Consider the following 25264-nt stretch of genomic DNA (forward strand, 5'->3'; position numbering starts at 1 on the left):
CGGCCGGATGCCGACGGCCACCGCCACGGGTGCCGGCGCCGGCAGGGGTGCCGACGCCGACACCGCCACCGCCACGGGTGCCGGCGCCGAGAGCGACGCCGACGCCGCCACCGGCAGCGGCGCCGGAACGGCACCGGGCTCCACGGAGACGATCGCCGTCCGGGCGGGTTCCCGTACCGGCTTGGCGCAGACGCGCACCGGCCGGGCCGGCGCCGCCGACGCGGGGGCGGCCCGTAGCGAGAACCACACCACCTTGCCGGAGCCGTCGGACCGGTGCCGCGCCCCCCATGCCTCGCTGACCGCCTCCACGAGCGCGAGGCCGCGCCCGCAGGTCTCCAGCGCCTCCGCCCGGACCTCCCGGAGCACCGGGAGGCGCGGATCGCTGTCGATGACCGAGACCGTGAGGCGCCCCAGACGGAGCTCGATCTCGACCGTGCAGGTCTTGTCGGGCAGCGCGTGGCGGTGGACGTTGCTGAGCAGTTCCGTCACGCCGAGCGCGGCCCGGTCGATGAGCGGATCGAGCTGCCAGTGGCGCAGCTGCGCAGAAACGATTCTGCGGATCTGGCCGATCCGGCACGGCAAGGCCTGCAGTTCGACGACGCAGTGCCTGCGGGAATGACTGATCACGGCTGCGACTCCCCGACATGAGTGGTACGGGTGCTGCACCCTCGGTAATGCTCCACCAGGGTCACCCACGGTGCGCCACAGTGCAACCGAACGCGACCGAAAGGGATCCGCATGGAAACCCAAAGCGACTGTTTGTGCAGGTGAGGGGGGTACATTGCGAAAGCAGGGGGTGAAGTAGCCCGAGCGGACGCACGAAGGAGCACGGCGCATGAGCACCACTGGCAGAACCGTCACGACCGTCGACGTCGACCGCAGCGACGCGGAGTACCGGGCCTGGCTGAAGGAGGCCGTCCGCAAGGTCCAGGCGGACGCCAACCGCTCGGCCGACACCCATCTGTTGCGCTTCCCGCTCCCCGAGGAATGGGGCATCGACCTGTACCTCAAGGACGAGTCGACGCACCCGACGGGCTCCCTCAAGCACCGCCTCGCCCGCTCGCTCTTCCTCTACGCCCTCTGCAACGGCTGGGTCCGCCCCGGCCGCCCGGTCATCGAGGCCTCGTCCGGCTCCACCGCCGTCTCCGAGGCGTACTTCGCCAAGCTGATCGGTGTTCCCTTCATCGCCGTCATGCCACGCACCACCAGCCCGGAGAAGTGCCGGCTCATCGAATTCCACGGTGGTGAGTGCCACTTCGTGGACGACCCGATGAAGATGTACGAGGAGTCCGCCGAGCTGGCCGCCCGTACCGGCGGGCACTACATGGACCAGTTCACGTACGCGGAGCGGGCCACCGACTGGCGCGGGAACAACAACATCGCCGAATCGATGTTCCAGCAGCTTCGGCTGGAACGTTTCCCCGAGCCCGCGTGGATCGTCGCCACCGCCGGCACCGGCGGCACCTCCGCGACCATCGCCCGCTACGTGCACTACATGCAGCACGACACCCGCATCTGCGTCCCGGACCCGGAGAACTCCTGTTTCTTCGACGGCTGGACCCGCCACGACCCCCACGCGAGCAGCGACTGCGGCTCGCGCATCGAGGGCATCGGACGGCCGCGGATGGAGCCGAGCTTCGTGCCGGGCGCCATCGACCGGATGATGAAGGTGCCGGACGCGGCGAGCGTCGCCGCCTGCCGCGCCCTGGAGACGGCCATAGGGCGCAAGGCGGGCGGCTCGACCGGCACCGGCCTGTGGAGCGCCCTGAAGATCATCTCGGAGATGGTGGCGGAGGGCCGCACGGGCAGCGTGCTCACCCTGCTCTGCGACCCGGGGGACCGCTACCTCGACAAGTACTACTCCGACGACTGGCTGGCGGCACAGGGCCTCGACATCGCCCCGTACGCGAAGACCCTCGACACCCTCCTCACGACGGGCCTCTGGCGCGAACCCGCCGCCTGACCGGTGCCGTACGGGGCCCGGCGGACGGCGGTGAGGTACCCCTGGCCCGGGGATGGCCGGCTGGCTGCGCTGGGCGGGCGCGCTGGCGCTGCGGCTCGGTGCACTTCTCCCTCGGCCCACCGCTCGGCCCGCACGAGTTCCGGACCCGGGTGTGGACGGCCACCGGGTAGGGGGACCTGGTCGCCGGACACCGGCGATCTGACGGGTACGGGTACGGGTGCGGGTACGGGTACGAACGCGGGCGTGGGCAGGGGTGCGGGTACGGGCCGCCGCCCGCCCCGGGGCCCCGCTCCCGCTACCGCGGGCCCGCCGCGCGGCGGGCGTCGGCGAGGCGCCCGTCCAGCGCGCGCACGGCCGAACGGAACGAGCGCCCCAGCCCGGGCCGGGCGGCGGCGAGGCCGAGCCGGAACGCGGTCGTGCCGTCCGCGGCGAAGGTCCAGCGGATCCGGGTGCCGGAGCCCGCCGGGGACAGCCGCCACTCCTCCAGCAGGGCCCGCATCCCGGGGACGTTGGTCTCGTCGACCCGGTAGGCGTACCGCTGTTCGGGATCGGCGGCCATGACCGTCTCCTGGAACCGGACCCCGCCCATCAGCCCGATCTCCCTCCCGGCGCCGCCGTGCGTGGGCCGGGCCAGCGTGACGGCACGGAACCATTCGGGCCAGCCCGTGACGTCCTCCGCGAGCGCCCGGTACACGGCGGCGGGAGCCGCCTCGGCCTCGGCCGTGAACCTCAGCCGGATCGGGGCGTCCTCGGTGAAGTCCGTCCCCACCGGACGGAGTCGGTGAGCCATGTCGGTACCCCCAGGGTCGGGAACGCGTGTGCGTACGGCGGCGTGCCCGACACCCTAGCTGGCGGCCCGTCAGATGTCCGCCCCCGGAAGCACGCTGCCGAAGGCGCAGCGGGCACGCCCCACCCCGCCCCACCCGGTACCACCACGGCCCCACCACAACCCGCCCCGCCTTACCGCGTCCGCTCGCGTCCGCCCGGCGGCTCAGAGCGAGGCGGGCAGGGCCGGCAGCGCCGGGAGGTCTTCGGGGAAGAGCAGGGTGAGGTCGTCCGTACTCGGTTCCGCGAGCTGCGCCACCCGGCCCGCGTGCCGCTCGACCATCGACTCGAAGGTCTGGCGCGCGGTACGGCCGTTGCCGAAGGCGGCGCCCTTCGGAAGCTCCGTGAAGTACGTCAGCAGGGCCCCGGACGTGTCCTCGCCGAGCCGGTACTCGTGCTCCTCGGCCTGCTGCTCCACGATCCGCAGCAACTCCTGCGGCCCGTAGTCGCCGAACGTGATGGTCCGGGAGAACCGCGAGGCCACCCCCGGGTTCACGGTCAGGAAACGGTCCATCTCCGCCGTGTACCCGGCGACGATCACCACCACCGCGTCCCGGTGGTCCTCCATCAGCTTCACCAGGGTGTCGATGGCCTCGCGCCCGAAGTCGCGGCCCGAGTCCTCCGGCGCCAGCGCGTACGCCTCGTCGATGAACAGCACGCCGCCGCGCGCCCGGTCGAAGGCCTCCTGCGTACGGATCGCGGTGGACCCGATGTGCTCGCCGACCAGGTCCACCCGGGACACCTCGACGAGGTGCCCGCGTTCGAGCACCCCCAGCGAGGCGAGGATCTCCCCGTACAGCCGGGCGACGGTGGTCTTGCCGGTGCCGGGGGAGCCGGTGAAGACCAGGTGCCGGCGTACCGAGGCCGCCTTGAGGCCGGCCAGCTGCCGGCGCCGGCCCACCTCGATCATGTCCGTGAGCGCCCGCACCTCGCGCTTGACGCTGTCCAGGCCGACCAGCCCGTCGAGCTGTCCCAGCACCTCGCCGGAACCCCGGGCGGACGGCAGGTCTTCCGCGCCGTCCGCCGGCCCCCCCGGCCTCGGTACGGGCACCTCCGCCGCCGGGGCCCGCGCCGGGGCGACACCGCCGGCCGCGTCCGTACGGATCCCCGTGCGCGCCCCGGCCGCGCCGCCGCCCGGGACCGACTGGGCCGCCAGGCGCGGGCCGGGCTCGTCGCTCGTGCAGTCCTCGGCGGCCGGACCGTCCTCGGCGAACTCGTAGCCCCCGCGCGCGCAGCGCTCGGTGTGGCAGCCCTTCAGGGTCGTGCGGCAGCCGTCGATGACGTGGAAGCCGAAACCGGAGCTGCCCGTCACCCGGCAGGCCGTGAAGGTGCCGCGGCCGCCCGCCGACACGTAGAACCCCGCCTCGGCGGGGGAGGAGACCGTGCACCGCTCCAGGGACGGATCGGCCCCCTTGGTCACGATCACGCCCGTCTGCACGGCGTCGATGGTGCAGTTGGCGAGGGTGCCGCCGCTGCCGTGGTCGCGGAACCAGGCCCCGGTCGCCGCTTCCCGGATCCGGCAGTCGTCGAGCTGCGCGGTGGCGCCGTCGCTCACCGAGACGGCCGTGTTGCGCACCTGCGACAGGTCGCTGTCGACCACGTCCACGCGCGAGCCCCGGTCCAGCACGAACAGCGCGTCCGGCACGTCGTGCACCCGGCAGGCGTCCAGGGACACCGAGGCCCCGTCACTGATCCACACCGCCGGGTAGTCGCCCGTGCTGTCGTGGATCTCGCAGGACTCGGCGTCGACGCGCGTCCCGGGGTCCCACACCGACAGGCCGTTGCGGCCGAACCTCCGCACCGTGGTGCGGCTGAGGGTGAGGACCGACCGGGAGCGCAGGTCCACCGCGTTCTCCGGGATGTCGTGGATGTCGCAGCCGGCGAGGGTCAGCACCGCGTCCGTGTCGAGGGTGACCCCGTCGGTCGAGGTGCGGTGCACCGAGCAGTCCGTGAGCCGGGCCGCGGCGCGGGCGGCGATCTGCACGCCGGTGCCCTTGATCTCGTACACCTCGCAGCCCAGCGCCTCCAGGCCCGAGCCCTCGCCGGTGACCGCGATCCCCGCGCCGGTGGCGTGGTGGATCCGGCAGCGCTCCAGCCGGGGGCGGCCGCCGCCGCGGACCGAGACGCCGTTCTGTCCGGCGGCCACGACCTCGCACTCCTCGAAGACCCCGCCGCCGCCGTCCAGGACGGCGATGCCCACGCCGGTCGGGTTCTCCACCGTGCAGCGGCGCACCAGGGGACGGGCGCCGCTGCCGCGGACCTCGATGCCGGCCGCCGAGCGGGTGCTCACGCGCAGGTCGGTCAGCTCGGGGGCGCCGTCCTCGACGAGCAGCGCCGGAGCCGCGCGGTCCTGGCCCTCCAGGTGCAGGTCCTGGATGACGGCGGAGGCGCGCACCGTCAGCGCGACCCCGTCGGGAGGTGCGATCCGCACCGAACCCAGTGCCCCTTCGGGGCCGCGCAGGATGACCGCGTGGAGCACCACCAGGTTCTCCCGGTAGGTGCCGGGGGCGATGGACAGCACGTCCCCGTCACCCGCGGCGGCCAGCGCGGCGGTCAGCGTCGGATACTCACCGGATCGGCGCCGCCAGCGCGAAGCCCCGCCGCCGTGCGTCACCTGGACCGTGCCCTGAGCCATGGTGCTGTCGTGCCCCCGCCCTCGTACTCGCGCCGTCGACGCGGCCGCAGCCGCCGAAACCGTCGAAAGCCACCGCGGTCACGGAGACCGCAGCCATTGAAACCGTCGAACCTGTCGTACCCGCCGAACATTCCCCGCTCGCCGATGGCCCGCTCGCCGGAGCCGGCCGGCGTGCCGGGAGCGGTCCACCGGGGGTGAGCTGCCGGGGCGCCCGGTCCGGCCGCTCCACCGTAGCGCGCGCGGGGGCCGGTGAGGTGCCAGGTCAGCTTCCGGCGCCCGCCCGCCCCCAGTCCGGCCAGGCCGCCGCCCACGCCCGGTCCAGACGTATGTACCGCCGATGCATGAGCCTGCGTACGACCATCCGCCGGACGGTCTCCACCAGCGCGGCCGCGCCGACGGCGGCGGCCAGGCCCGCGGTACCCGCGTGGAACGCGGCGGCGGAGGGGTCGAGCGGCTGTCCCACCGCTTGGCCGCGCCCGTCGGTCCACATCCGGAACCGGTCGCCCTCGTGCGGCGGTTCCTCCGCGGCCGGCACCGTGCCCTCGTGACTGCTGCCGTCGGGCCCCGTCCACGCGGCCACGATCTGCGTCCGCCGCGGGGCCGTCCGCTGCGCCGACGGGTCGTCCGGGGCGTCCCCGGCCGGTTCCGGGGCCGGCCTGACCACGACCGCCGGTACGAGGTGACGCGCCTGCCGCTGCTCGGTCGCGGCCCGCTGGAGGACTCCGTCCACCCGCGCGCCGACGGCCCAGCCGACGGCCGGGGCCACCAGCAGGAAACACATCGCCGCGCCGAAGGCCACCCACGCCTCCACGAGGTCGGTCGGCCGGCGCAGCGGATTGCGCCGCCAACGCCACACACCCATCGCTGTCCGCACGGTCCGGCTCCCCCTGCTTGCGCCTGCCTGCGCGTCCAAGCCTCCCGCATGCCCCCGGGACGCGCATTCCGGGACGCGCGAGACATGTGTCACCCGATCCGGTGTCGGAGTCCCCACGGGTGCCCACTGTCCTGACTGATCCAACGGCACGGCGTGGCGGGTTGGTTCCAGCCCGGGCCCAGAGCCCCCCGAAGGTGTCAGTCCGGCGGTGTGCCTCGCGGGTGCCGCGTCCGTGCCGCACCGGATCACTCCAGGACGCGCACCTCGTCGCCGACCCGCACAGTGCCCGGCCGCACCGGGACCAGGTGCCGGCCGAAGGCCAGGGATCTGCCGATCCGGCGGTACCTCGCCAGCGTCTTCAGCGGTTCCTTGCCGCGCTCCGCCGTCGCCTGGTCGGTGGTCGTGACGACGCACCGCCCGCACTCGCGGACCCCGCGGAACTCGGCGTCGCCGATCGCGATGCGCCGCCAGCCGTCCTCCGCCCACGCCGCGGCCCCGGACACCACCACGTTCGGGCGGAACCGGTTCATCGGCAGCGGCCCCTCCGCGGGATGGTCCCCCCGCGCGATCAGCGAGTTGAGCGCGTCGAGCGAGGCGACGGTGGCGATCAGCACCGGATAGGCGTCGGCCAGGCTCACGGTCTCGCCCGGCAGCGCGTAGTCCGGGTCCACGGGCCGGCGCACGGCCGGATCGTCCAGGTGCACCAAGCGCACCGGCACGCCGAGGTACGCGCTGAACCAGGCCGCGGCGTCCCCCGCCGCGACCACGGTCTCGACTTTCTTTCCGAACACCAGCACCGGTTCCAGCGGCCCCGGCCCGGGCACCTCCACGACCAGGTCCGGCAGGCCCGGGGCGGACAGCCCGATGCGGCCCCCGTCCAGCGGTCGGGCCGAGGCCAGGGCCAGCCGCGGCTGCTGGCGCTGCGTGATGACCGCGCCCCCGGTGTCGACGAGCGCCCAGCGCCGGTCCCCGGACAGGCCCCAGGGCTCCACGGCCACCGCGTCGGGAGCGGTCCCCGCTACCGACTTGACGGGGTGGACGTGGAGCGACTGGACGCGCGTGTTCGCCATGGGGGCATCCTGCCAGCCCCGGCCTCCCGCGCCCCAGCGGGTTTCGACGTCCCCTCAGTAGCCCCGTCCCTGGTACGGGCGGCCGTACGGGTCCTCGTACGTGGCCGCGGGCGCCGGAGCCTGCATCGGGCGCGGCGCGGCCGGGCGCATGGCCTCGTAGCCGCTGGACGCGGCGACCGGGCGGGGCTGCTGCGGCTGAGGCTGGGGCACGTACCCGCCGCGGGCCGCCATCGGCTGCTGCTGCGGGATGTACGGGGCGGGCGCCTGCTGGAGGGGCATCGGCTGCGGCGCGGACTGCTGTTGGTACGGGTAGCCGTATGCCGGGGCGTTCTGCTGCGGCGCGGGCGGCAGCGCGGGCAGGGCCGACGCGAGGGCCGGCAGGTATCCGCCGTTCGCGTACCCGCCGTTCGCGTACCCGCCGCTGGAGTAGCCGCCGCCCGGGTACCCGGCGCTGGGGGACTCGTAGGCCGCCGGGACGCGGATCGGGGCGATCTGCGGAGTGCCGCGTTCGGCGACGAGGGAGTCGTAGATGGGGGTGTCCGGGAAGGAGGGCGCGGAGTAGTAACCGCCGCCATAAGTGGAGCGGGGGGAGGTCATGGGACCTAAGTTAAGCCCACGACTTCACGTGGTCCATAGCGAGGTGTGACGAACACCGCCCTGACCTGCATATTCGCAGGTCAGGGCCACGGCTCTCACTTGGCGTTCACGTGCACGATTCACCACTTCCGTCCCTTCTTGCGCCAACTCGTACCTGCTGGTTGTGTGCTGCACCCATTTCGCGCTGACGCAGCGTCACAATGCGGTGACCTCGGACGATGTTGGTCCGGGCGGCGGTTCGCCGTTTCAGGCGTCACTGGGGCGGGGATAGGTTCGGCCCTTCCAGGCGGCCCCGCGGCCCTGGTAGTGCCGGACGGCCGAATCGACGGTCATCAGCAGGTACAGCAGCGCCGTGAACGGAAGCAGCGGCGCGAGCAGGACCGGCTGGCGGTAGTGGCGCAGCATCGGCAGGTACGTGCCGGCCATCAGCAGCCAGGCCGTCCCGCCGGCCCAGGCGACGGCGGGGCGCCCGGCCGCGAGGCCCCCGAGCAGGGCGGCCGGCGGCACGAGGTACACGAGCACCAGCCCGGCGACCGTCCCGGCCAGCAGGAGGGGCCGGTGGCGCAGTTGGGCGTACGCGCTGCGCGAGACCATCCGCCACAGGTCCGCGAGCGCGGGGTACGGGCGCACGCTGTCCACCCGCTCCGCCAGCCCCAGCCAGATGCGGCCGCCGGAGCTCTGGACGGCGCGCGCGAGGGAGACGTCGTCGATCACGGCCTGCCGGATGGAGTCGGGCACCCCCGCCCGGACGGCGGCCCCGGTACGCAGGAGCACGCAGCCGCCGGCCGCGGCCGCGGTCCGGGCACCGGGGCGGTTGACCCACCGGAAGGGGTACAACTGGGCGAAGAAGTAGACGAACGCCGGCACGACGAGCCGTTCCCACGGGCTCACGACCCGCAGCCGGGCCATCTGGGAGACGAGGTCGAGGTCGGCGGAGGTCGCGGCGGCGACGAGTTCGCGAAGGCTGTCGGGCTCGTGCGCGATGTCCGCGTCGCTGAGGAGCAGGTAATCGGGGGCGGGAGCGGTACGGGCGATGGCCATGCCGTGGCGCAGCGCCCAGAGCTTCCCCGTCCACCCGGGGGGCGGTTCGCCGGGGGAGGCCACCGTGAGGCGCAGCCCGGGCTGCTCGCCGGCCAGGCGCCGGGCGAGGTCGGCGGTGCCGTCCGTACTGCCGTCGTCGACCAGGATGACCTCGGCCTCACCGGGATAGTCCTGCGCCAGGAGCGAGGGCAGGCTGAGGGGCAGCACCTGCGCCTCGTCCCGGGCCGGGACCACGATCGCGACGGACGGCCAGCGGGCGGGCGCGGTGCGCGGGGGGAGACGGACGTCGGTACGCCAGAACATGCCCTGGGCCAGGGTGAGCCAGACCCAGACGGCGAGGGAGGCGTAGGCCGCGCAGGCGGCGGTGAGGAGGCCCATCCCGGCAGTGTGCCGCTCCCCGGCGACGCTGTCCCGCACCCGGCCGACACCCCCGCCGGCGCGTCCCCGGGCCGGGCCCGGCCGCCGGCCCCGGCCACCGGCTCCGGACCCGCCCCGGCGGCCGGGGCGGACCGGCCGGGACTCCCGTGGTGGGGCGTCGCCGTCGCGGGCGCCGGGGCGGTCCCGCGGGGGATTCGACTAAGGTGACGGAGTGAAGATCGCGCTCATGGACTCCGGAATCGGCCTTCTCGCGGCGGCCGCGGCGGTACGGCGGCTGCGGCCGGACGCGGATCTCGTGCTGTCCTGCGACCCCGACGGGATGCCCTGGGGCCCGCGGACCCCCGAGGACCTCACCGGTCGGGCCCTCGACGTGGCGCGGGCCGCCGCCGCACACCGGCCCGCAGCGCTCATCGTCGCCTGCAACACCGCCTCCGTACACGCCCTCCCCGCCCTGCGGGCCGCGCTGGAACCGGCGATCCCGGTCATCGGGACCGTCCCCGCGATCAAGCCCGCCGCGGCCGCCGGCCGGGGGCGCGTGGCGATCTGGGCCACCCCCGCCACCACCGGCAGCCCGTACCAGCGCGAGCTGATCCGCGCGTTCGCCGCCGGGGCCCGGGTCACCGAGGTGCCCTGTCCCGGCCTCGCCGACGCCGTGGAGGCGGCCGACGGCGCCGCCGTGACCGCCGCCGTCGCCGCGGCGGCCGCGCTCACCCCCGCCGACGTCACCGACGTGGTGCTCGGCTGCACGCACTACGAGCTGGTCGAGACCGACATCCGGGCCGCCCTCGCCGTCCGTACCGCGGGCGCCGGCCTCGTCTTCCACGGGTCCGCCGAGCCGGTGGCCGTCCAGGCGCTGCGCCGCATCGGCGCCGGTCCGGAGCCCGCGCTGCCCGCGACCGGCGGCCTGACCGTGCTGCGCAGCGGGCGCCCCGGATCGCTGCCGGCCGCCGCCCTCGGGTACGCGGAGGGGCGGCTCCTCGCGGGCCGGGGAGCACGCGGCGCCGCCGCCGTCCGCTGACGTCCTCGCGTCGGGAGGCCGTCGCTCCGCGGAGCGGCGTTTCACTGCCCGCCGGGGTCGGCGCCCGTGGCTAGGCTCAGGGCGTGGGACAGCCCGAGCAGCACGCCGAAGGCGCAGGACCGTTCACCACCCGACGCCTCTGGAACCGCCCCGAAGGGGGAACGGTGGTGTGGGAGTCCCGGCCCGCGCGCAGGCGGGGGGTGCTTGCGGTCCGCGGCCCCGGGGACACGGTCACCCGGTCCGCGAGCGCCGACGCCGAGGCCCTCGGCCGCCTCCGGAGGCTGAACGCCGTCGCCTCGGCCGCGTTCGTCCTCGGAGGAGGACTCTTCGCACTCGGCGCCGCCGTGGCCCAGTTCGGGTCGGGCGAAGCGCTCGTGAGCGCCTCGGTCTACTTCGCCGGCGGCCTGTTCTTCAACCTGGGGGGCTATACCTCGCTCTTGCAGGTCCTGAACGCGCCCCGTCATTCCCCGGGCGGCGACAGGCTGGTGACGGCACGCTGGCGGTGGTGGGGGTACGAGCCGATGCGCCTGGACTGGCTGAGCACGTTCCTCCTGTTCGCCGGGACCCTCGTGTTCGGTGTCAACCTGCTGGACTCCTTCCTCCAGGGGCTCACCGCCCAGCAGCTCAACCGGCTCGTCTGGACCCCGGACGTGGTGGGGTGCGTCCTGTTCCTGGTGTCGGGCCACCTCGGCTTCGTCGAGCTCTGCCACCGGCCCAGGCCCTGTCTCCGCTCCCGGAGCCTGGGCTGGTGGGTCGTCGCCGTCAACCAGCTGGGATCGGTGCTCTTCATGGTGTCGGCCCTGGCCGCGTTCACCCGGCCGGCCACCGGGAGCCTGATCAGTTCCGGCATCGCCAACTGGGGCACGCTGTGCGGGGCCCTGTGCTTCTCGGCCGGCGGTGTGCTCCAGGGATTCGAGCGGCCGTAGGGGCCCTGGCCCTACCCGTCTCGTGTGCCGGCCGCCGCCGGCCGCCGGGCCGGCGCGCGCAGGTCCTCCGCGCGCAGGACGCGGTCCCCTAAGCCCGGCGGGGGGACGTGCAGCGGCTCGGTCCGGTGCCGGGGGATCGCCGCCGCCCCGTACCGGGCGCCGGCCAGGGTGCCCGTCACCGCGGCCGCCGTGTCGGTGTCGCCGCCGAGGTCCACGGCGGCGCGCACCGCCTGCGCGAAGCCGGTGGTCGTCCGCAGCGCCCACACCGCCGAGCCCGGACAGGGCCACACCGTCCCCTTGGACTCGGTCGCCTGCCCGGGGTGCCAGTCGGCGGCGAGCACGCGCTCGTAGAGGGACCGACCGGCGAGAGGCGGTGGCGCGCGTGCGGAACGTGAGTACGCTGCTACACATGACGGGTCACCCTCCGGGTCCGCTCTGGACGGGCCGGGCCTCCAACCGCGTGCAGTGGCTGCTCGCCGCGACCGGCGCGGCCTGCCTGGCCCTCGGCATCGAACTGGCCGTGGACAACTCCTGGACGGCGGGCATCGTCCCGCTGCTCATGTCCGTGATCGGCTGCCTGGCCGTCGGGCTGCTCATCCTCTACGGCACCCTCGCCTTCGTCCACGTCGCCGTCACCGTCGACTCCGAGTCCCTGGAAGTGCGCTGCGGCCACATCGGACTGCCGCGGCGCAGGATCCTGCTCGCCGAGGTGGCCTCCGCCGAGTTCCTCCCCCGCATCACCCCGCAGCAGTGGGGCGGCTGGGGCTACCGGTGGCGCCCCGAGAAGGGCACCGCGGTCATCGTCCGCCGCGGCGAGGGCCTGGAACTGCGGCTCGGCGACGGAAAGCTGTTCACGGTCACCGTCGACGACGCCGAGAACGCGGTGCGGGTCATCCGTACCCACCTGCGGGCCCTCGCCCGCTGACCCGCCCGCCCGGCCCCGGTCGGCTCCATCGGGCCCGGCCCGGCCGTCCCCGGCCCGGTCCGTCCGCTCCCGCCCCGGAGGACATCCGCCCCCGCACGCCCGACCGGCTCCACTCCGGCGTCCGGACGCGGGCCTTTACCGGAGGCCGGCCCCCGGGGACGTACACTCCGCCAGATGAGCACCAGTGTCACCCGCGCGGCCGGAAGCGAGCCCGCGCGGCCCGTCGGCCGGACCGCAGCGGCTACCGGAACCGAAGCCGCCGCAGTCCCCGGCAAGGGGAGCCGGAAGGAGTTCTGGGCGCGTGCCGTCCTCGCCGTCCTCGCCGGGGTGCTGCTCTACCTGAGCTTCCCGCCCCGGCCCCTGTGGTGGCTGGCCCCCTTCGCCCTCGCCCTGCTGGCCGGCTCCCTCCACGGCCGCCGCGCGCGGGCCGGCTTCGCCCTCGGGTTCCTCGCCGGGCTCGGCTACCTGCTGCCGCTGCTCAGCTGGACCGGCGAGGAGGTCGGCCCCGTCCCGTGGCTGGCGCTCACGGCCCTCGAAGCCGCCTTCATCGGCCTCACCGGCCTCGGGATCGCCCTCGTCAGCCGGCTCCCCGCCTGGCCGTTCTTCGCCGCCGCCGTCTGGGTGGCCGGCGAGGCACTGCGCGCCCGCGCCCCCTTCGGAGGCTTCCCCTGGGGCAAGCTCGCCTTCGGGCAGGCCGACGGCGTCTTCACCCCGCTCGCCGCGCTCGGCGGCACCCCGCTGCTCTCCTTCGCCGTCGCCCTGTGCGGATTCGGCCTGTACGAGGTCCTGCGCGTCGCCCGCGGCAACCCCCGCCGGGCCACGGCCGCGCTGGCCGCGCTCGCGGTCGCCGTTCCGGTCGGCGCGAGCCTGGCCGCCCGGCCGCTCGTCTCCGACGCGGCCGAGGACGGGACCGTCACCGCCGCGCTCATCCAGGGCAACGTGCCGCGCCTCGGCCTCGACTTCAACTCCCAGCGCCGCCAGGTCCTCGACAACCACGCGGCGCGCACCGTCCAGCTCGCCGAGGACGTCAAGGCCGGCCGCGTGCCCAAGCCCGACCTCGTCCTCTGGCCGGAGAACTCCTCCGACCTCGACCCCTACGCCGAGCCCGACGCCCGCGCCGTCATCGACAAGGCGGTCAAGGCCATCGGCGTACCCGTCGCGATCGGAGCCGTCGTGGCCCCGGAGACCGGCCCGCTGCGCAACACGATGATCCTGTGGGACCCGGTCAAGGGACCCACCGAGACCTACGACAAGCGCAAGATCCAGCCCTTCGGCGAGCGCATCCCGATGCGCTCCTTCGTCCGGCTCTTCAGCTCCGACGTGGACCGGGTCCGCCGAGACTTCGGCCCCGGCAAGGACCCCGGCGTCTTCGACATGGCGGGCAGCGGGGTCGGGATGGTCACCTGCTTCGAGGCCGCCTTCGACGACGCCGTCCGTTCCACCGTCCGGGCCGGTGCCCAGGTCATCACCGTACCCAGCAACAACGCCACGTTCGGCCGGAGCCAGATGACCTACCAGCAGCTGGCCATGGACCGGGTCCGCGCCGTCGAGCACAGCCGGACCGTACTCGTCCCCGTCACCAGCGGCGTCAGCGCGGTGATCCGCCCCGACGGCCGCGTCGTCGCGCAGACGAAGATGTTCACCGCGGACGCGCTCGTCGCCGAGATCCCGCTGCGCTCCACCCGCACCCCGGCCACCGTCGTGGGGCCGCTGCCGGAATACGTGCTGCTCGTCCTCGCCGCGGCCGGCCTCGGCTGGACCGCGGCACGCCGGATCCGCGCCCGCCGCCCGGCCTGACGCGGGGGACGGCGGCCCGCGATCGTAGGGTCGGGGGATGACCACACCCGATTTCATCCGCGCGATCCGCGCCACCGCCGGTCACCAGCTGCTCCTGCTGCCAGGGGTGACGGCGATCGTCTTCGACGACCGGGGCCGGGTGCTGCTCGGCCGGCGCAGCGACAACGGGCGCTGGTCGGTGGTCGGCGGGATCTGCGAGCCGGGGGAGCAGCCGGCCGAGACCGCCGTGCGCGAGGTGTTCGAGGAGACGGCCGTGACGTGCGTGCCGGAGCGGGTGGTCCTCGTACAGATGCTCGCGCCCGTCACCTACCCCAACGGCGACGTCTGCCAGTTCCAGGACATCACCTTCCGCTGCCGGGCGACGGGCGGGGACGCCCGCGCCAACGACAGCGAGTCGCTGGAGGTCGCCTGGTTCGAGGTGGACGCGCTGCCGCCGCTGGAACGGTTCTCCCTCGACCGCGTCCACCAGGCGCTGCTGGACGAGCCCACCTGGTTCGAGCCGTTCGTCCCCGCGCCGGGCGGCCGGTCCGCCGACGCCTGAACCGGCGGAGCCTGCCGGGCCGCGCCCGGGGCCGCGGGCGGCCCCGGCGGGCGCGTCAGCCCGTGGCCGCCGCCGCGCGGTACAGGGCCGCGGCCCGGTCGCCCAGTACGGCGCTGTAGGAGACTTCCGGAACCGTGCCGCCGCCCTCGTACCCGCCCAGTACCCCGGCCAGCGCACCGTTGACCAGCCAGGGGCTGCCGCTGGTGCCGCCACTGAGGTCCGGGCAGCCGATCCGGCGCTGCGTCGGTGAGATCAGATCGGTGGTGTTGGCGCAGCGCAGCGGTGCCTCCAGCGCGCGCGGGTAGCCGACGACCTCCACCGTGGCCTCCCCGGGCTGGTCGTCCGCCACCGGGAAGCCGCCCACCAGGTCCTCCACCCGCACGTCCCGGCCGGTGTCCACCGGCGCCACCGTCGCGAAGGCGATGTCCTCGTCGGGGTCCCGGTCGTCCGTCCAGCCCGCGGCGACGTGGACGCCGGTGATCCGCCACAGGCCGTACGGTGCGCTGCCGTCCCGGTAGCCCGGCACGAAGAACGTGGTGTCCGGGGCGCCCAGGCAGTGCGCGGCGGTCGCGATCACGTCGCCGTCGTCGCTGCGTACCACCGAGGCGGTGCAGAAGTGGCCCCCGTCGAGCCCGTCCGTGAACAGGGCGCCCACCCGGTTCGCCGTGGCGTCGGGCACGGCCCGCGCCGTGACGCCGAGCGGCCGGTCGGGCGCCGCGTCCGGCAGGGCCACGCCGAGCAGCGCGGTCAGCGCGGCCAGCACGAGCGCGATCCGGGACGCCTGCCGGGCACGGGCCCGGGCTCGTCCGGCGGCACGGGGATGGGAACGCATGCGCGGGATCATGTTCCGACCCTGCCCGGCGAACCTTTGTCCGGAGCCCGTAGTTCCGTATGAATCTGCTGTGAATCCCGTGAGCCGGATGTGAAACCGGGCCATAGCAGGCCAGAGCGGCAGCCGGGCGGGCGGAGCCGTCGGAAGCGATGAACGCGCGGGGCGTTCCCGGGTTCCGTTTCGGCGGAACGCACCAGTCTATGGACGACACGGACGGTTTGCGGACCGGCTGTTGTGCACCGCGGAGCGTGATCGGCGGGCCCACCCGCCCCTAGCCTCACCGCAGGAGCACGAACGAGGGGCGGTACCCGGTGAACTGGCTCATCCACGACTACCGCGAGAGCGATCTCGCCGCAGTGGTCCACCTGATCGACACCACGGCCGAACTCGGCCAGGAGTCCGTGTTCTCGCTCGCCGAGTGCATCAGCGCCCTCACCGACCGGCAGCCCTGCGTGGTCGCCGTCCACCAGGGCGTACCGATCGGCGCGGCCCTCGCCGGCGTCACCGGTGAGCGGGCCTGGGTGATGCGCATCGCGATCGCCGCGGGCTGGCGCGGCCGGGGCCTGGCCAGCGCCCTGCTCGTCGAGCTGGAGCGGCGGCTCATCGCCGCCCGCGTCGGCAGGATCGCGTACGTCCTGCCCGAGGAGGACCTGCTCGGCGAGGGACTGCTCAACGCCGGCTATACCCGGCAGCCCGCCGTCGCCTACTTCGAGAAGACCGAGCCGCTGCACGGACCCGCGGCCGGTCTCCTCGACGACCTCGGCGGCCGCTTCCTCCCCAACGACCTGTGGACCGGGGTCGCCGGGATGGAGAAGGAGAAGGACCTCATCGAGCGGCGCGTGGTCCTGCCGCTGGCCGAGCCGGAACGGGCCGCCGCGCACGGGGTGCGGGCCCCGCGCGCCATCGCCCTCTTCGGGCCGCCCGGCACCGGCAAGACCACCTTCGCCCGGGCCATCGCCTCCCGGCTGGGCTGGCCGTTCGTCGAACTGCTGCCGTCCCGCCTCGCCGACGAGGGCAACCTGGCGGCGGCGCTGCGCGACGCCTTCGCGCGGATCGCCGAACTGGAGCGGGTGCTCGTCTTCATCGACGAGGTCGAGGAGATCGCGCCCCGGCGCACCGAGCCCGCGCAGCCCGGCGGCATCCACGGGGTGACGAACGAGCTGCTGAAGCTGATACCGCGCTTCCGCGAGGGCGACGAGCGGCTGCTGGTCTGCGCCACCAACTCCATCCGCTCCCTGGACCCGGCCTTCCTGCGGCCCGGGCGCTTCGACTACCTGATCCCGATCGGCACCCCCGACGCCGGGGCCCGCGCCGCGATCTGGTCCCGCTACACGGCGGGACGCGCCGACGTCGACGTGGCGGCCCTGGTGGCGGCCACCGAGCTGTTCACCCCGGCCGACATCGAGCACGCGGCGCGGATCGCGGCGCAGGTGTCCTTCGAACGGGACCTGGAGGCGGTGGGCGCGCGCGGCGCGGCCGCCGCGCAGCTCGGTGCGACCACCCGGGACTACCTGGAGGCGGTCCGGCAGTGCCGGCCCACGGTGACCCCGGCGATGACGGGGGAGTTCGAGGCGGACATCACGGCGCACGCCCGGTCCTGACACCGCGCCCCGGTGCCCGCGCCCAGGCCATGGCAAGCGGCCCGCAGCCACTCCCCAAAGCGGCTGCGGGCCTCCCGCGCGGACTTGGCATCCGTGCGGGACGGCCACGCTCCGGTTGGGGTGTGTCGCCGGCTGGAGCGTGACACGCGACGGTGCCGAAGGGCGCCCTGCGCGCCCTCGTCAACACCTTCGAGTCAACCAGCGGGCGGGGGGCCGCGCTTCGGCCGGACGGCCCCGGCCGTCTAGGCCGGAAGGACGGCCGACGGGCCCCGGCACGGGGCCGAACGGCCGGTCTGCGGCTGTTCCGCTGGGAACCCGACGCGGGCCGGGCGCACCCGCCTCCCGCACGGCTACGGCCGGCAGCGGTACGTGAACTCCACCGAGGCCGTGCGCGGCCCGGGCGACAGCAGCTCCAGCTCCGCCTTCGCGGGGTAGCTGCCCGCCCCCCGGAACGTCCACAGCAGGTGCAGCCGCGCCTCCCGCTGCCCGCGCGGCACCCGCTCGGTCAGCCGCTCGGAGCGCGTGCCGTCGCTGCGGATCCAGCGGTAGGTCAGCGTGCCCGCGCGCCCGTTGGTCCGTACGAGGGCCACCACATCGGCCGTCGTGTCGCACGACGGGCCGCCGGCGGCGGTGGTCACGGCCACGTCGCGGACCTCGAGGGCGGGACCGTACCGCTGCCAGCCGAGGTACGCGAGCACGACGAGCAGCACCAGCCCCGCCAGCGCGTACCGGCGCAGCCCGGCGGCCCGCCGCCCGCGGGGCGCGGCGGCCGCTCGCGCGGTGACGGGGAACGGCGCGGGCAGGGCCGCGGTCACTCCGGGGCCGAACCGGAGCACGGAGCCCTCGACCCGGTCGGGGGCGACCCCGGCCGGCTCGGGCGGGCCGGAGAACCAGTGGCTGCCGAGCACCGTGGCGCTGTACCCGTCGTCCTCGGGGGCGCGGGGATCGCTCATCGGGCGGGCCCCTGACAGCGCGGCAGGTACTGGGAGTCCGACGCGGAGCCGTTCGCGGCGGCGGGCTTGGTCGTGACGCGGACCCCGCCGTAGCAGCCGCGTCCGCGGGTGAAGGTGTGGGACAGCATCACAGGGGCCACGGAACCGGACGGGACCACGACCGTGTCCGTGCCGTCGGGCACGGACAACGCGCCCGCCGCGTCGCCGAGGTACCACTGCAGGACGACGGTGACGGATCCGGTGCCCTGGGTGGCGAGCGAGACGGTCGCCTGCCCGGTGTAGTAGCCGGGCCGCAGCGACACGTCGAGCTTGGTGACCTTCAGCGTCGGTGTGGGTGTGGGCGTGGGTGTCGGCGTCGGGGTGGGCGTGGGCGCGGCCGTCACGCCCGTCGTCGGGGTCGGCGGCGCCGTGGTGGTGGCGCCGGGTGAAGGGGACGCGGACGGCGACGGGGAGGAGGACGGCGACGGGGACGGCGAGGGGCTCACCGAGGCCGACGCCGAGGGGCTCGCCGACGCCGAGGGGCTCGGGGACGGGCCCGCGGTCCCGGTCGGCGAGCCCGGTCCCGGCGGGGCGGCGCTGGTCGTGGCGAACGCGCTCAGCGCCGAGGCCCCGCCGGGGGTGCCGCCGATCGCGTCCGTCGTGAACAGCAGCACCGTGCCCAGGACCAGCGCCAGGCCCGCCGCGAGCAGACCGCCGCGGCCGGGGGCCCGGCCGGAGGCCCCGCGCAGCGTGGTCGAGGCCACCGCCGTGGTCCCCTGGGCGGCGGCGGTGGCCGAGGGGAACAGCAGCGGCAGCAGCGCGGCCAGCGCCGCCAGCTTGCGCTGCCCGCGCTCCTCCCACCGCGGCCCGTACGCGGCCAGGGCCACGCCCTCCAGCTCCGCCACGAACGCCTCGGCGTTCTCCGGCCGCTGCTCCGGCAGCTTGGCCAGGCCCCGCCGGATCAGCGGGCGTACGGGCTCGGGGGCCTCGGTCTCCGGGACCGGGGCCTCGATGTGCTGGACCGCCAGCTCCGCGAAGTTCTCCCCGTCGTAGGGCTTGCGCCCGGTCAGGCACTCGAAGAAGGTCGCCGTCGCCGCGTACACGTCGGCGGCGGGCGAGGCCGGGCGGCCCTGCCACTGCTCCGGGGCCATGTAGGCGGGGGTCCCGGCCACGCCGGGCGTGGTGCCGCGGTCCGCCGCGATCCCGAAGTCCACCAGCTTCGACGACCCGTCCGCCGCGACCAGCACGTTCTCCGGCTTGTAGTCCCGGTGGACGACCCCCACCCGGTGCGCCTCCGCCAGACCGAGGAGGGAGCCCTTCAGCACCACCAGCGCGGCCTCGGCGTCGGCCCGCCCGGACCGCTTCAGCAGCGCGCGCAGGGAGATGCCGTCGACCAGCTCCATCACGATGGCCGCGCCGCCGGGCGCCTCCACGTACTCGTACAGCCCCACCACGTACGGGGTCCGCAGCCCGCCGAGGAGCCGCGCCTCGGCCCGGAACTCCCCGACGAAGGCGGGGTCCTCGCGCAGCCGGTCGCTGAGGTACTTCACCGCGACGGCGGTGCCCGTGCCGTCGTGGACGGCGAGCACCACCCGTCCGCTGCCCCCCGAGCCGAGTTCCCGGACCTCGGTGTAACCGGGGACCGTCCACGTGCTCTTCATCGTTCCCGTCCCCTCCACGCCGTGACGGCGTCCTGTCCCCGGGCCGTCCGGTCGCCGGCCGGCCACCCCCTGGGACACGCATTGCGCCACGGCCGGTTCCCGTCCGTGCGGGGAGTCTCAGGCGGCGGACCGCACCGCGCCGATCATCGTGTGCAGCCGGTCGGCCGCGGCCCGGCCGAAAGCCGGGTCGTTGATGTGGGTGTCGTAGTCGTACAGCCGGACGGCGCTGCCCCGCAATCCGTCGCGCAGCGCCGAGAACAGGGCCCCGTCCGCGCGGGGGTCACGGTAGGGCCCGCCGGGGGCGCCGAGGGTGGAGAGTCCGCGGAGCGGGACGCACACGGCCGCGGGGCCGGTCGCCGCGCGGAGTCTGGCCGCGACCCGGCGGCCGAGCTCGGCGCATTCGTCCTCGGTCGTACGGATCACCGTGATGGACGGGTTGTGGACGCGGACGCGCCGGTAGCGGGCCCGTTCCGGCAGGCTCTCCAGCGGGCCGAACTTGACCATGTCCAGCGCCCCCAGGCTCACCACCTGCGGAACCCCGGCCCGGCCGGCCGCGCTGAGCCGGTCCGGGCCGGCGGTGAGGATGCCCCCGCACAGGTCGTCGGCGAGCTCGCTGAGGGTGAGGTCGAGTACCCCGGCGAAGACGCCCTGGCCGGCCCGGGTCTCCAGGGTGCGGCCGCCGGCGCCGCTGACGTGGAAGACCAGCACCTCGTAGCCCAGCTCCGTCAGGCGTTCGCGGGCCGCGTCCACGCCGACCGTGGTGACCCCCGCCATGCTCGTCGCGATCAGGGGCCGGGTGCCCGCCCCCAGGGCGGCGGGGCGGTCCGGGTCCCGGGAGGCGCGGGCGTGTGCCCTGGCCATCCCGGCGACCGCCTCGACCGCGTTGGCGAGGACCGGGGCGGAGACGCTGTTGATCCCCGCGATGTCCACCACGCTGTACATCATCGTGATGTCCGAGGATCCGACGTACGGGCCCACGTCCCCGGACGCCATCGAGGAGACCATCACCTTGGGCACGCCCAGCGGCAGGGCCCGCATCGCCCGGGTGGCGATCGAGGTGCCGCCGCTGCCGCCGATCGCGAGCACCCCGTGCAGCCGGCCCCCGGCGTGCAGACGCAGCAGGGTCGCCTCGGCGCCCCGGGCCATCGTGGTCACGGCCGCGCCCCGGTCGGCGGCCGTGCGAAGCTCCGACAGTTCCGTTCCCGCGGCTCTGGCCACCGCCTCACGCGGCACGTCGGCGGGCACCCGGGGTTCGCCCATGATGCCCGTGTCGACCAGTACCACCTCGACGCCGGCCCGCGTCAGCCTCTCGCGCAGCCAGCCGTACTCCACACCCTTGGTGTCCAGGGTTCCCACCAGCACGACGCTCGTCATATGTGCAATGTCCACGCAGGTGGGGTTTGCTGGCAAGTAAAGGTCGGGTCAACCCTTCAGGAGCACCAACAGCCTCTCCAGAAAAGGAATCTGAGAGGGAATCAACTTCCTTTCGGCCACCTCAGGGGTGAACCAGGCCACCCGGTCCAGTTCGGGGAACTCCCGCACCTCCCCGGAGTGCGGGGGCCACTGCATCGAGAACGTCCCGGGCACCATCAGCGCGGGGTCGAGGTCCGCCTCCACCGCCCAGATCGTCACCAGCTTCCCGCTGGTCAGCCGCACCTCGCCGAGTGGCAGGTACGGGCCTTCCGGCGGCGGCAGCCCGATCTCCTCGGTGAACTCCCGGCGGGCCGCGTCCCGCGGCGTCTCGTCCGGCCCGTACTCGCCCTTCGGGATGGCCCAGCCCCCCTCGTCCCGCCCGGCCCAGAGCGGACCGCCCATGTGCCCGAGCAGGACCTCGGCGCCGGGGCCGTCCTCCCCACCGGTGCGGCGGAAGAGGAACAGCCCGGCACTGCGCTTGTGCGTCATGGGTCCATCCATGCCCCGGACCGGACCGTCCCAGTGCTCCCCGGCCGGGAATCGCGCGGACCGGGCGCCGGCCCGTCAGTGGTCGTGCGGACCCTGACGGTGGACCGGGCCGTGCGCGTCCGCGCAGTGCGGGTCGCCGGACGGGTCCTCGCCGGCCCGGCCGACGGTGAGCAGGGTGTCCTGGGTGTGGTCCACCTGGAGGGTGGTGTGCGTGATCCCGTACTCCTTGTCCAGCAGCCGTTCCAGGTCGCGGCGCACGGCGTGGCAGTCGCCCGCCGGTTCCACCAGCACATGCGCCGACAGCGCCGCCTGGCCCGACGTGATCGTCCAGATGTGCAGGTCGTGCACCTCGGCCACCGGCGGGTGCCCCGCCAGCCGGTCGCCGACCGCGTCCGGGTCCACGTGGGCCGGCGCCGCCTCCAGGAGGATCCGGCCGGACTCGCGGACCAGCCCGTAGCCCGCCTTGACCATCAGCACCACCACCACGAGGGTGGCGATGGAGTCGGCCTGCCGGAAACCGGTGGTCAGAACGATCAGACCGGCCACCGCGGTCCCGATGAACGCGAACAGGTCGTTCAGGATGTGCTGGTAGGCGCCCTCGACGGCGAGCGAGGACCGGTTCGCCCTGGATATGCACCAGGCCGCGATCACGTTGACGACGATGCCCGCCAACGCGGTCACCAGGACCAGCCCGCCCTCGACCGGCGGCGGATCCACCAGGCGCCGCACCGCCTCGTACGCCAGCCAGACCGCCAGCAGGAGCAGCGTCAGGCCGTTGGCCTGCGCGGAGAGTATCTCCGCGCGCTTGAGGCCGTAGGTGAAGCCGCCGCGCGCCGGGCGGGCCGCGAGCCGCATCGCGATCAGGGCCAGGACGATCGAGACGGCGTCGGTCAGCATGTGGGCGGCGTCGGAGATCAGGGCCAGCGAGTGGGCCATGACGCCGACGCACACCTCCACGGCCATGAACGCGCCGATCAGGCCGAGCGCGATTCCCAGCCAGCGCCGGTCGGCGTCCGCGGACACGCCGTGGCCGTGTCCGCCTGGTCCGTGCCCGTGCCCTCCGTGCGCGTCACCGTGATCGTGGTCGTGCCCGCTCATGGGGTCCCCCGTCTCATCGCGTCACCCGTGTGTCCGGTTCCGTCGCGTGAAGTGAAGCGCACCCTGGCGCGATGGGCAAAGGCTGCAACGGGGACCGTTGTCATTCCCCATAAGAGGGCGCTGACCTGCGACGATGTGCGGCCGCTGCCGGGTCGGCCGGATCGTGGGAAAATCTGCTCATGGTCCAGCGCCCCGGAGTGCCGACCGCGCCCGAACTCGTCCTGGAGACCGAACGGGGCTCCACCGCGATGAGCCCCGGGCGGATCTACCACGTCGGCCGGGACCCCCTCTGCGAGATCTGCCTCGACGACGCCCGCGTCTCCTGGCACCACGCCGTCCTGCGACCGGACGGCGACCACTGGACGGTGGAGGACGAGGACAGCACCAACGGGACCTGGGCCGACGGCCGCCGCGTGCACGCGTGGAGCGTCGGGCCCGGCAGCGAACTGCGCTTCGGCCACGCCGCCGACGGCCCGCGCGCGCGGCTGCTCGGACCGGAGCCCCCCGCGGCCGAGCCGCCCGTCGCGCCTCCCGCGGCCGTACGGCCCGTCGCGGGGGCCGCGGCCGGGCCGCCGCCCCCGCCGCCGTCCGCCTCCGGGCCGCCCGTACCGGGTGGGGCCCGGCCGTCCCGGGTGTCGTACCCGGCCCTGACCGGCACCTTCCGGCAGCCCACCGCCGTCCGCCCGCTGCCCGCCCGCACCGCCGTGCGCATCGGCCGCGCCCCCGGCAACGACCTCGTCGTCGACGACCTCGTCGTCTCCCGCCGGCACGCCGAACTGCGCGCCCGCGCCGACGGCACGTACGAGATCGCCGACCTCGGCAGCCACAATGGCACCTACCTCAACGGCGCCCCCGTCCAAGGGACCGCCCGCCTCGCCGAGGGCGACATCGTCGGCATCGGCCACTCCGTCTTCTGCCTCGTCGGCGACCAGCTCCAGGAGTACGTGGACACGGGCGAGGTCTCCCTCGACGTCCAGAACCTCACCGTCGCCGTCGACCACGGCCGCAAGACCCTCCTCGACGACATCTCCTTCCCGGTCGGCGCGAAGTGCCTGCTCGCCGTCGTCGGCCCCAGCGGCGCCGGCAAGTCCACCCTCCTCGGCGCCCTGACCGGCCTGCGCCCCGCGGACCGAGGCACCGTCTACTACGACGGACGCGACCTCTACCGCGACTACGCCGAACTGCGCAGCCGCATCGGCCTCGTCCCGCAGGACGACATCCTGCACGCCCAGCTCACCGTCCGCCGCGCCCTCGCCTACGCCGCCGAACTGCGCTTCCCCCAGGACACCGCCAAGGCCGAACGGCGGTCCCGGGTCGACGAGGTGATCGGCGAACTCGGCCTGGGGGAGCGCGCCGACCAGCCCATCCACAGCCTTTCCGGCGGGCAGCGCAAACGCGTCTCCGTCGCCCTGGAGCTGCTGACGAAGCCCTCGCTGCTCTTCCTGGACGAGCCCACCTCCGGCCTCGACCCGGGCATGGACCGGTCCGTGATGCACATGCTGCGCGGCCTCGCCGACGACGGCCGCACCGTCATCGTGGTCACCCACAGCGTGCTCAGCCTGGACGTCTGCGACCGCCTGCTCGTCCTCGCCCCGGGCGGACGCATCGCCTACTTCGGGCCGCCCGGGGAGACGCTCGGCTACTTCGGCTACAGCCAGTGGCCCGAGGCATTCGAAGCCTTCGAGAACGACAGGGGCCGCGACTGGGCGGGCGAGTACGCCGCCTCGGTCCCGTACCGCACGTACGCCGCGGCCGCGTCCCGGACCCCCCGCCGGGACGGCGCCGACGGCCCGGCCGGACCCGCCGGGTTCGTTCCGGCCCCGCCGAAGGCGCAGAGCTGGGGCTCCCAGCTGTCCACGCTGGTCCGGCGGTACGCGGCCGCGCTCAGCGCCGACAGGACCTTCCTCGCCATCATGATCGCCCTCCCGTTCGTGATGGGAGCCATGGCCCGCGCCCTCGCGGGCGGCACGCTCACCCAGGAGACCGCGATCAACGCCCTGCTCATCCTGTGCGTCGGCGGCGTGCTCACGGGCGCCGCCAACGCGGTGCGCGAGCTGGTCAAGGAACGGACCATCTACCAGCGCGAGCGGGCCGTCGGCCTGTCGCGCTCCGCCTACCTGATGTCCAAGGTGGTGGTGCTCGGCGCGATCACCGTGGCCCAGGCAGTGGTGCTCACGCTCGTCGGCCTCTTCGGGGTGAACCTGGGGGCCCCGGGCGGCCGGGGGGTGTTCCTGCCACCCCTCGTGGAGATCATCCTCGCCGTCGCGCTGCTGTCGTTCACCGCGATGACGCTCGGCCTGCTGGTCTCCGCGCTGGTCAGGAAGGAGGAGGTCACCATGCCGCTGCTGGTCCTCCTCGCCATCGTGCAGGTGGTCTTCTGCGGCGCGCTGCTCCAGCTGGACGGCGTACCCGTCATCGAGCAGCTGGCCTGGTTCGTACCCTCCCGGTGGGCGCTCGGCGCCATGGCGGGCACCATCGACCTCGGCGCCATCGTTCCCGGCCCCCTCACCGACGACCCGCTGTTCGCGCACAGCGCCAGGGTGTGGCTGCTCAACATGGGGATGCTCGTCGCCCTGTCCGTGCTGTTCGGGGTGCTGGTCGTCCGGCTGCTGCGGCGCCACGAGCCCGCGATCATGCGGAAGTAGCCG

At 74.7% G+C, this 25264-nt stretch carries 21 protein-coding genes and 1 pseudogene; 8 read left to right on the forward strand and 14 right to left on the reverse strand.

Translation table 11 applies throughout. The features are described 5' to 3' along the window. The coding region (locus ABT106_RS17775; protein ID WP_351278053.1) for an ATP-binding protein at nt 1-627 on the reverse strand (627 nt) is incomplete at its 3' end. Between the two features lie 208 nt (nt 628-835). Between ABT106_RS17775 and ABT106_RS17780 the strand changes: the two genes are divergently transcribed. Next, complete coding sequence (locus tag ABT106_RS17780; RefSeq protein ID WP_351278056.1) at nt 836-1963, forward strand: PLP-dependent cysteine synthase family protein; 1128 nt, start codon at nt 836-838, stop codon at nt 1961-1963. Between the two features lie 295 nt (nt 1964-2258). Here the strand turns inward: ABT106_RS17780 and ABT106_RS17785 are convergent, their stop codons facing one another. The 6 genes from ABT106_RS17785 to ABT106_RS17810 form a co-directional block, all read right to left on the reverse strand. Then, entirely contained in the window at nt 2259-2753 is a 495-nt protein-coding gene (locus tag ABT106_RS17785) for an SRPBCC family protein (protein WP_351278058.1), read from the reverse strand. Nucleotides 2754-2954: 201 nt separating this feature from the next. Then, nucleotides 2955-5423 carry a right-handed parallel beta-helix repeat-containing protein gene (locus tag ABT106_RS17790; RefSeq protein ID WP_351278061.1) on the reverse strand — a complete coding sequence of 823 codons (2469 nt, stop codon included), beginning with the start codon at nt 5421-5423 and terminating at the stop codon, nt 2955-2957. A 262-nt stretch (nt 5424-5685) separates the two neighbouring features. Next, on the reverse strand, nt 5686-6297 hold the full coding sequence (locus ABT106_RS17795; RefSeq protein ID WP_351278063.1) for an Rv1733c family protein: 612 nt from the start codon (nt 6295-6297) through the stop codon (nt 5686-5688). A gap of 245 nt (nt 6298-6542) precedes the next feature. Then, a complete protein-coding gene (locus ABT106_RS17800; protein ID WP_351278066.1) occupies nt 6543-7367 on the reverse strand; it encodes an MOSC domain-containing protein in 825 nt (274 codons plus the stop codon). A 54-nt stretch (nt 7368-7421) separates the two neighbouring features. Then, nucleotides 7422-7964: a DUF6643 family protein gene (locus ABT106_RS17805; protein WP_351278068.1), complete on the reverse strand. Its 543-nt coding sequence runs from the start codon at nt 7962-7964 to the stop codon at nt 7422-7424. A gap of 246 nt (nt 7965-8210) precedes the next feature. Further along, complete coding sequence (locus ABT106_RS17810; protein WP_351278070.1) at nt 8211-9383, reverse strand: glycosyltransferase; 1173 nt, start codon at nt 9381-9383, stop codon at nt 8211-8213. A 211-nt stretch (nt 9384-9594) separates the two neighbouring features. Here ABT106_RS17810 and ABT106_RS17815 point away from each other — a divergent pair, with 211 nt between their 5' ends. Continuing rightward, nucleotides 9595-10401 (forward strand): glutamate racemase, encoded by an 807-nt coding sequence (locus tag ABT106_RS17815; protein WP_351278073.1) that lies wholly within the window; start codon nt 9595-9597, stop codon nt 10399-10401. A gap of 83 nt (nt 10402-10484) precedes the next feature. Beyond that, nucleotides 10485-11327, forward strand: a complete 843-nt coding sequence (locus ABT106_RS17820) for a hypothetical protein (RefSeq protein ID WP_351278075.1) — start codon at nt 10485-10487, stop codon at nt 11325-11327. A gap of 11 nt (nt 11328-11338) precedes the next feature. On the opposite strand, the pseudogene ABT106_RS17825 reads toward ABT106_RS17820, so the two are convergent. Continuing rightward, nucleotides 11339-11686: pseudogene (locus ABT106_RS17825) on the reverse strand (ADP-ribosylglycohydrolase family protein); the annotation flags it as partial. A gap of 50 nt (nt 11687-11736) precedes the next feature. Here ABT106_RS17825 and ABT106_RS17830 point away from each other — a divergent pair. From ABT106_RS17830 to ABT106_RS17840, 3 genes are all read left to right on the forward strand, one after another. Next, a complete protein-coding gene (locus ABT106_RS17830) occupies nt 11737-12252 on the forward strand; it encodes a hypothetical protein (protein ID WP_351278078.1) in 516 nt (171 codons plus the stop codon). A 174-nt stretch (nt 12253-12426) separates the two neighbouring features. Further along, entirely contained in the window at nt 12427-14049 is a 1623-nt protein-coding gene (gene lnt, locus ABT106_RS17835) for an apolipoprotein N-acyltransferase (RefSeq protein WP_351278080.1), read from the forward strand. 37 nt (nt 14050-14086) lie between these two features. Next, nucleotides 14087-14590, forward strand: coding sequence for an NUDIX hydrolase (locus ABT106_RS17840; protein ID WP_351278083.1), 504 nt, complete (start codon nt 14087-14089; stop codon nt 14588-14590). 55 nt (nt 14591-14645) lie between these two features. On the opposite strand, the gene ABT106_RS17845 is transcribed toward ABT106_RS17840, so the two are convergent. After that, complete coding sequence (locus ABT106_RS17845; protein WP_351278085.1) at nt 14646-15422, reverse strand: trypsin-like serine peptidase; 777 nt, start codon at nt 15420-15422, stop codon at nt 14646-14648. A gap of 311 nt (nt 15423-15733) precedes the next feature. Between ABT106_RS17845 and ABT106_RS17850 the strand changes: the two genes are divergently transcribed. Next, nucleotides 15734-17023, forward strand: a complete 1290-nt coding sequence (locus tag ABT106_RS17850) for an ATP-binding protein (protein ID WP_351278087.1) — start codon at nt 15734-15736, stop codon at nt 17021-17023. Between the two features lie 350 nt (nt 17024-17373). Here ABT106_RS17850 and ABT106_RS17855 read toward each other — a convergent pair whose 3' ends face one another. From ABT106_RS17855 to ABT106_RS17875, 5 genes are all read right to left on the reverse strand, one after another. Beyond that, a complete protein-coding gene (locus ABT106_RS17855; protein WP_351278090.1) occupies nt 17374-17976 on the reverse strand; it encodes a hypothetical protein in 603 nt (200 codons plus the stop codon). Then, nucleotides 17973-19616 carry a serine/threonine-protein kinase gene (locus ABT106_RS17860; RefSeq protein ID WP_351278093.1) on the reverse strand — a complete coding sequence of 548 codons (1644 nt, stop codon included), beginning with the start codon at nt 19614-19616 and terminating at the stop codon, nt 17973-17975. The genes ABT106_RS17855 and ABT106_RS17860 overlap by 4 nt, the downstream gene beginning before the upstream one ends. A gap of 117 nt (nt 19617-19733) precedes the next feature. Beyond that, nucleotides 19734-20990: a Tm-1-like ATP-binding domain-containing protein gene (locus ABT106_RS17865; protein ID WP_351278096.1), complete on the reverse strand. Its 1257-nt coding sequence runs from the start codon at nt 20988-20990 to the stop codon at nt 19734-19736. A 48-nt stretch (nt 20991-21038) separates the two neighbouring features. Beyond that, nucleotides 21039-21518: an NUDIX hydrolase gene (locus ABT106_RS17870; protein ID WP_351278099.1), complete on the reverse strand. Its 480-nt coding sequence runs from the start codon at nt 21516-21518 to the stop codon at nt 21039-21041. Nucleotides 21519-21593: 75 nt separating this feature from the next. Beyond that, a complete protein-coding gene (locus ABT106_RS17875; protein WP_351278102.1) occupies nt 21594-22616 on the reverse strand; it encodes a cation diffusion facilitator family transporter in 1023 nt (340 codons plus the stop codon). 179 nt (nt 22617-22795) lie between these two features. On the opposite strand from ABT106_RS17875, the gene ABT106_RS17880 reads away from it, so the two are divergent. After that, nucleotides 22796-25261, forward strand: a complete 2466-nt coding sequence (locus tag ABT106_RS17880) for an ABC transporter ATP-binding protein/permease (protein ID WP_351278105.1) — start codon at nt 22796-22798, stop codon at nt 25259-25261. Nucleotides 25262-25264 lie beyond the last annotated feature (3 nt).

This window comes from Streptomyces sp. NPDC002044, assembly GCF_040296725.1.
In the GTDB taxonomy this organism is placed as follows: Bacteria; Actinomycetota; Actinomycetes; order Streptomycetales; family Streptomycetaceae; genus Streptomyces; species Streptomyces antarcticus.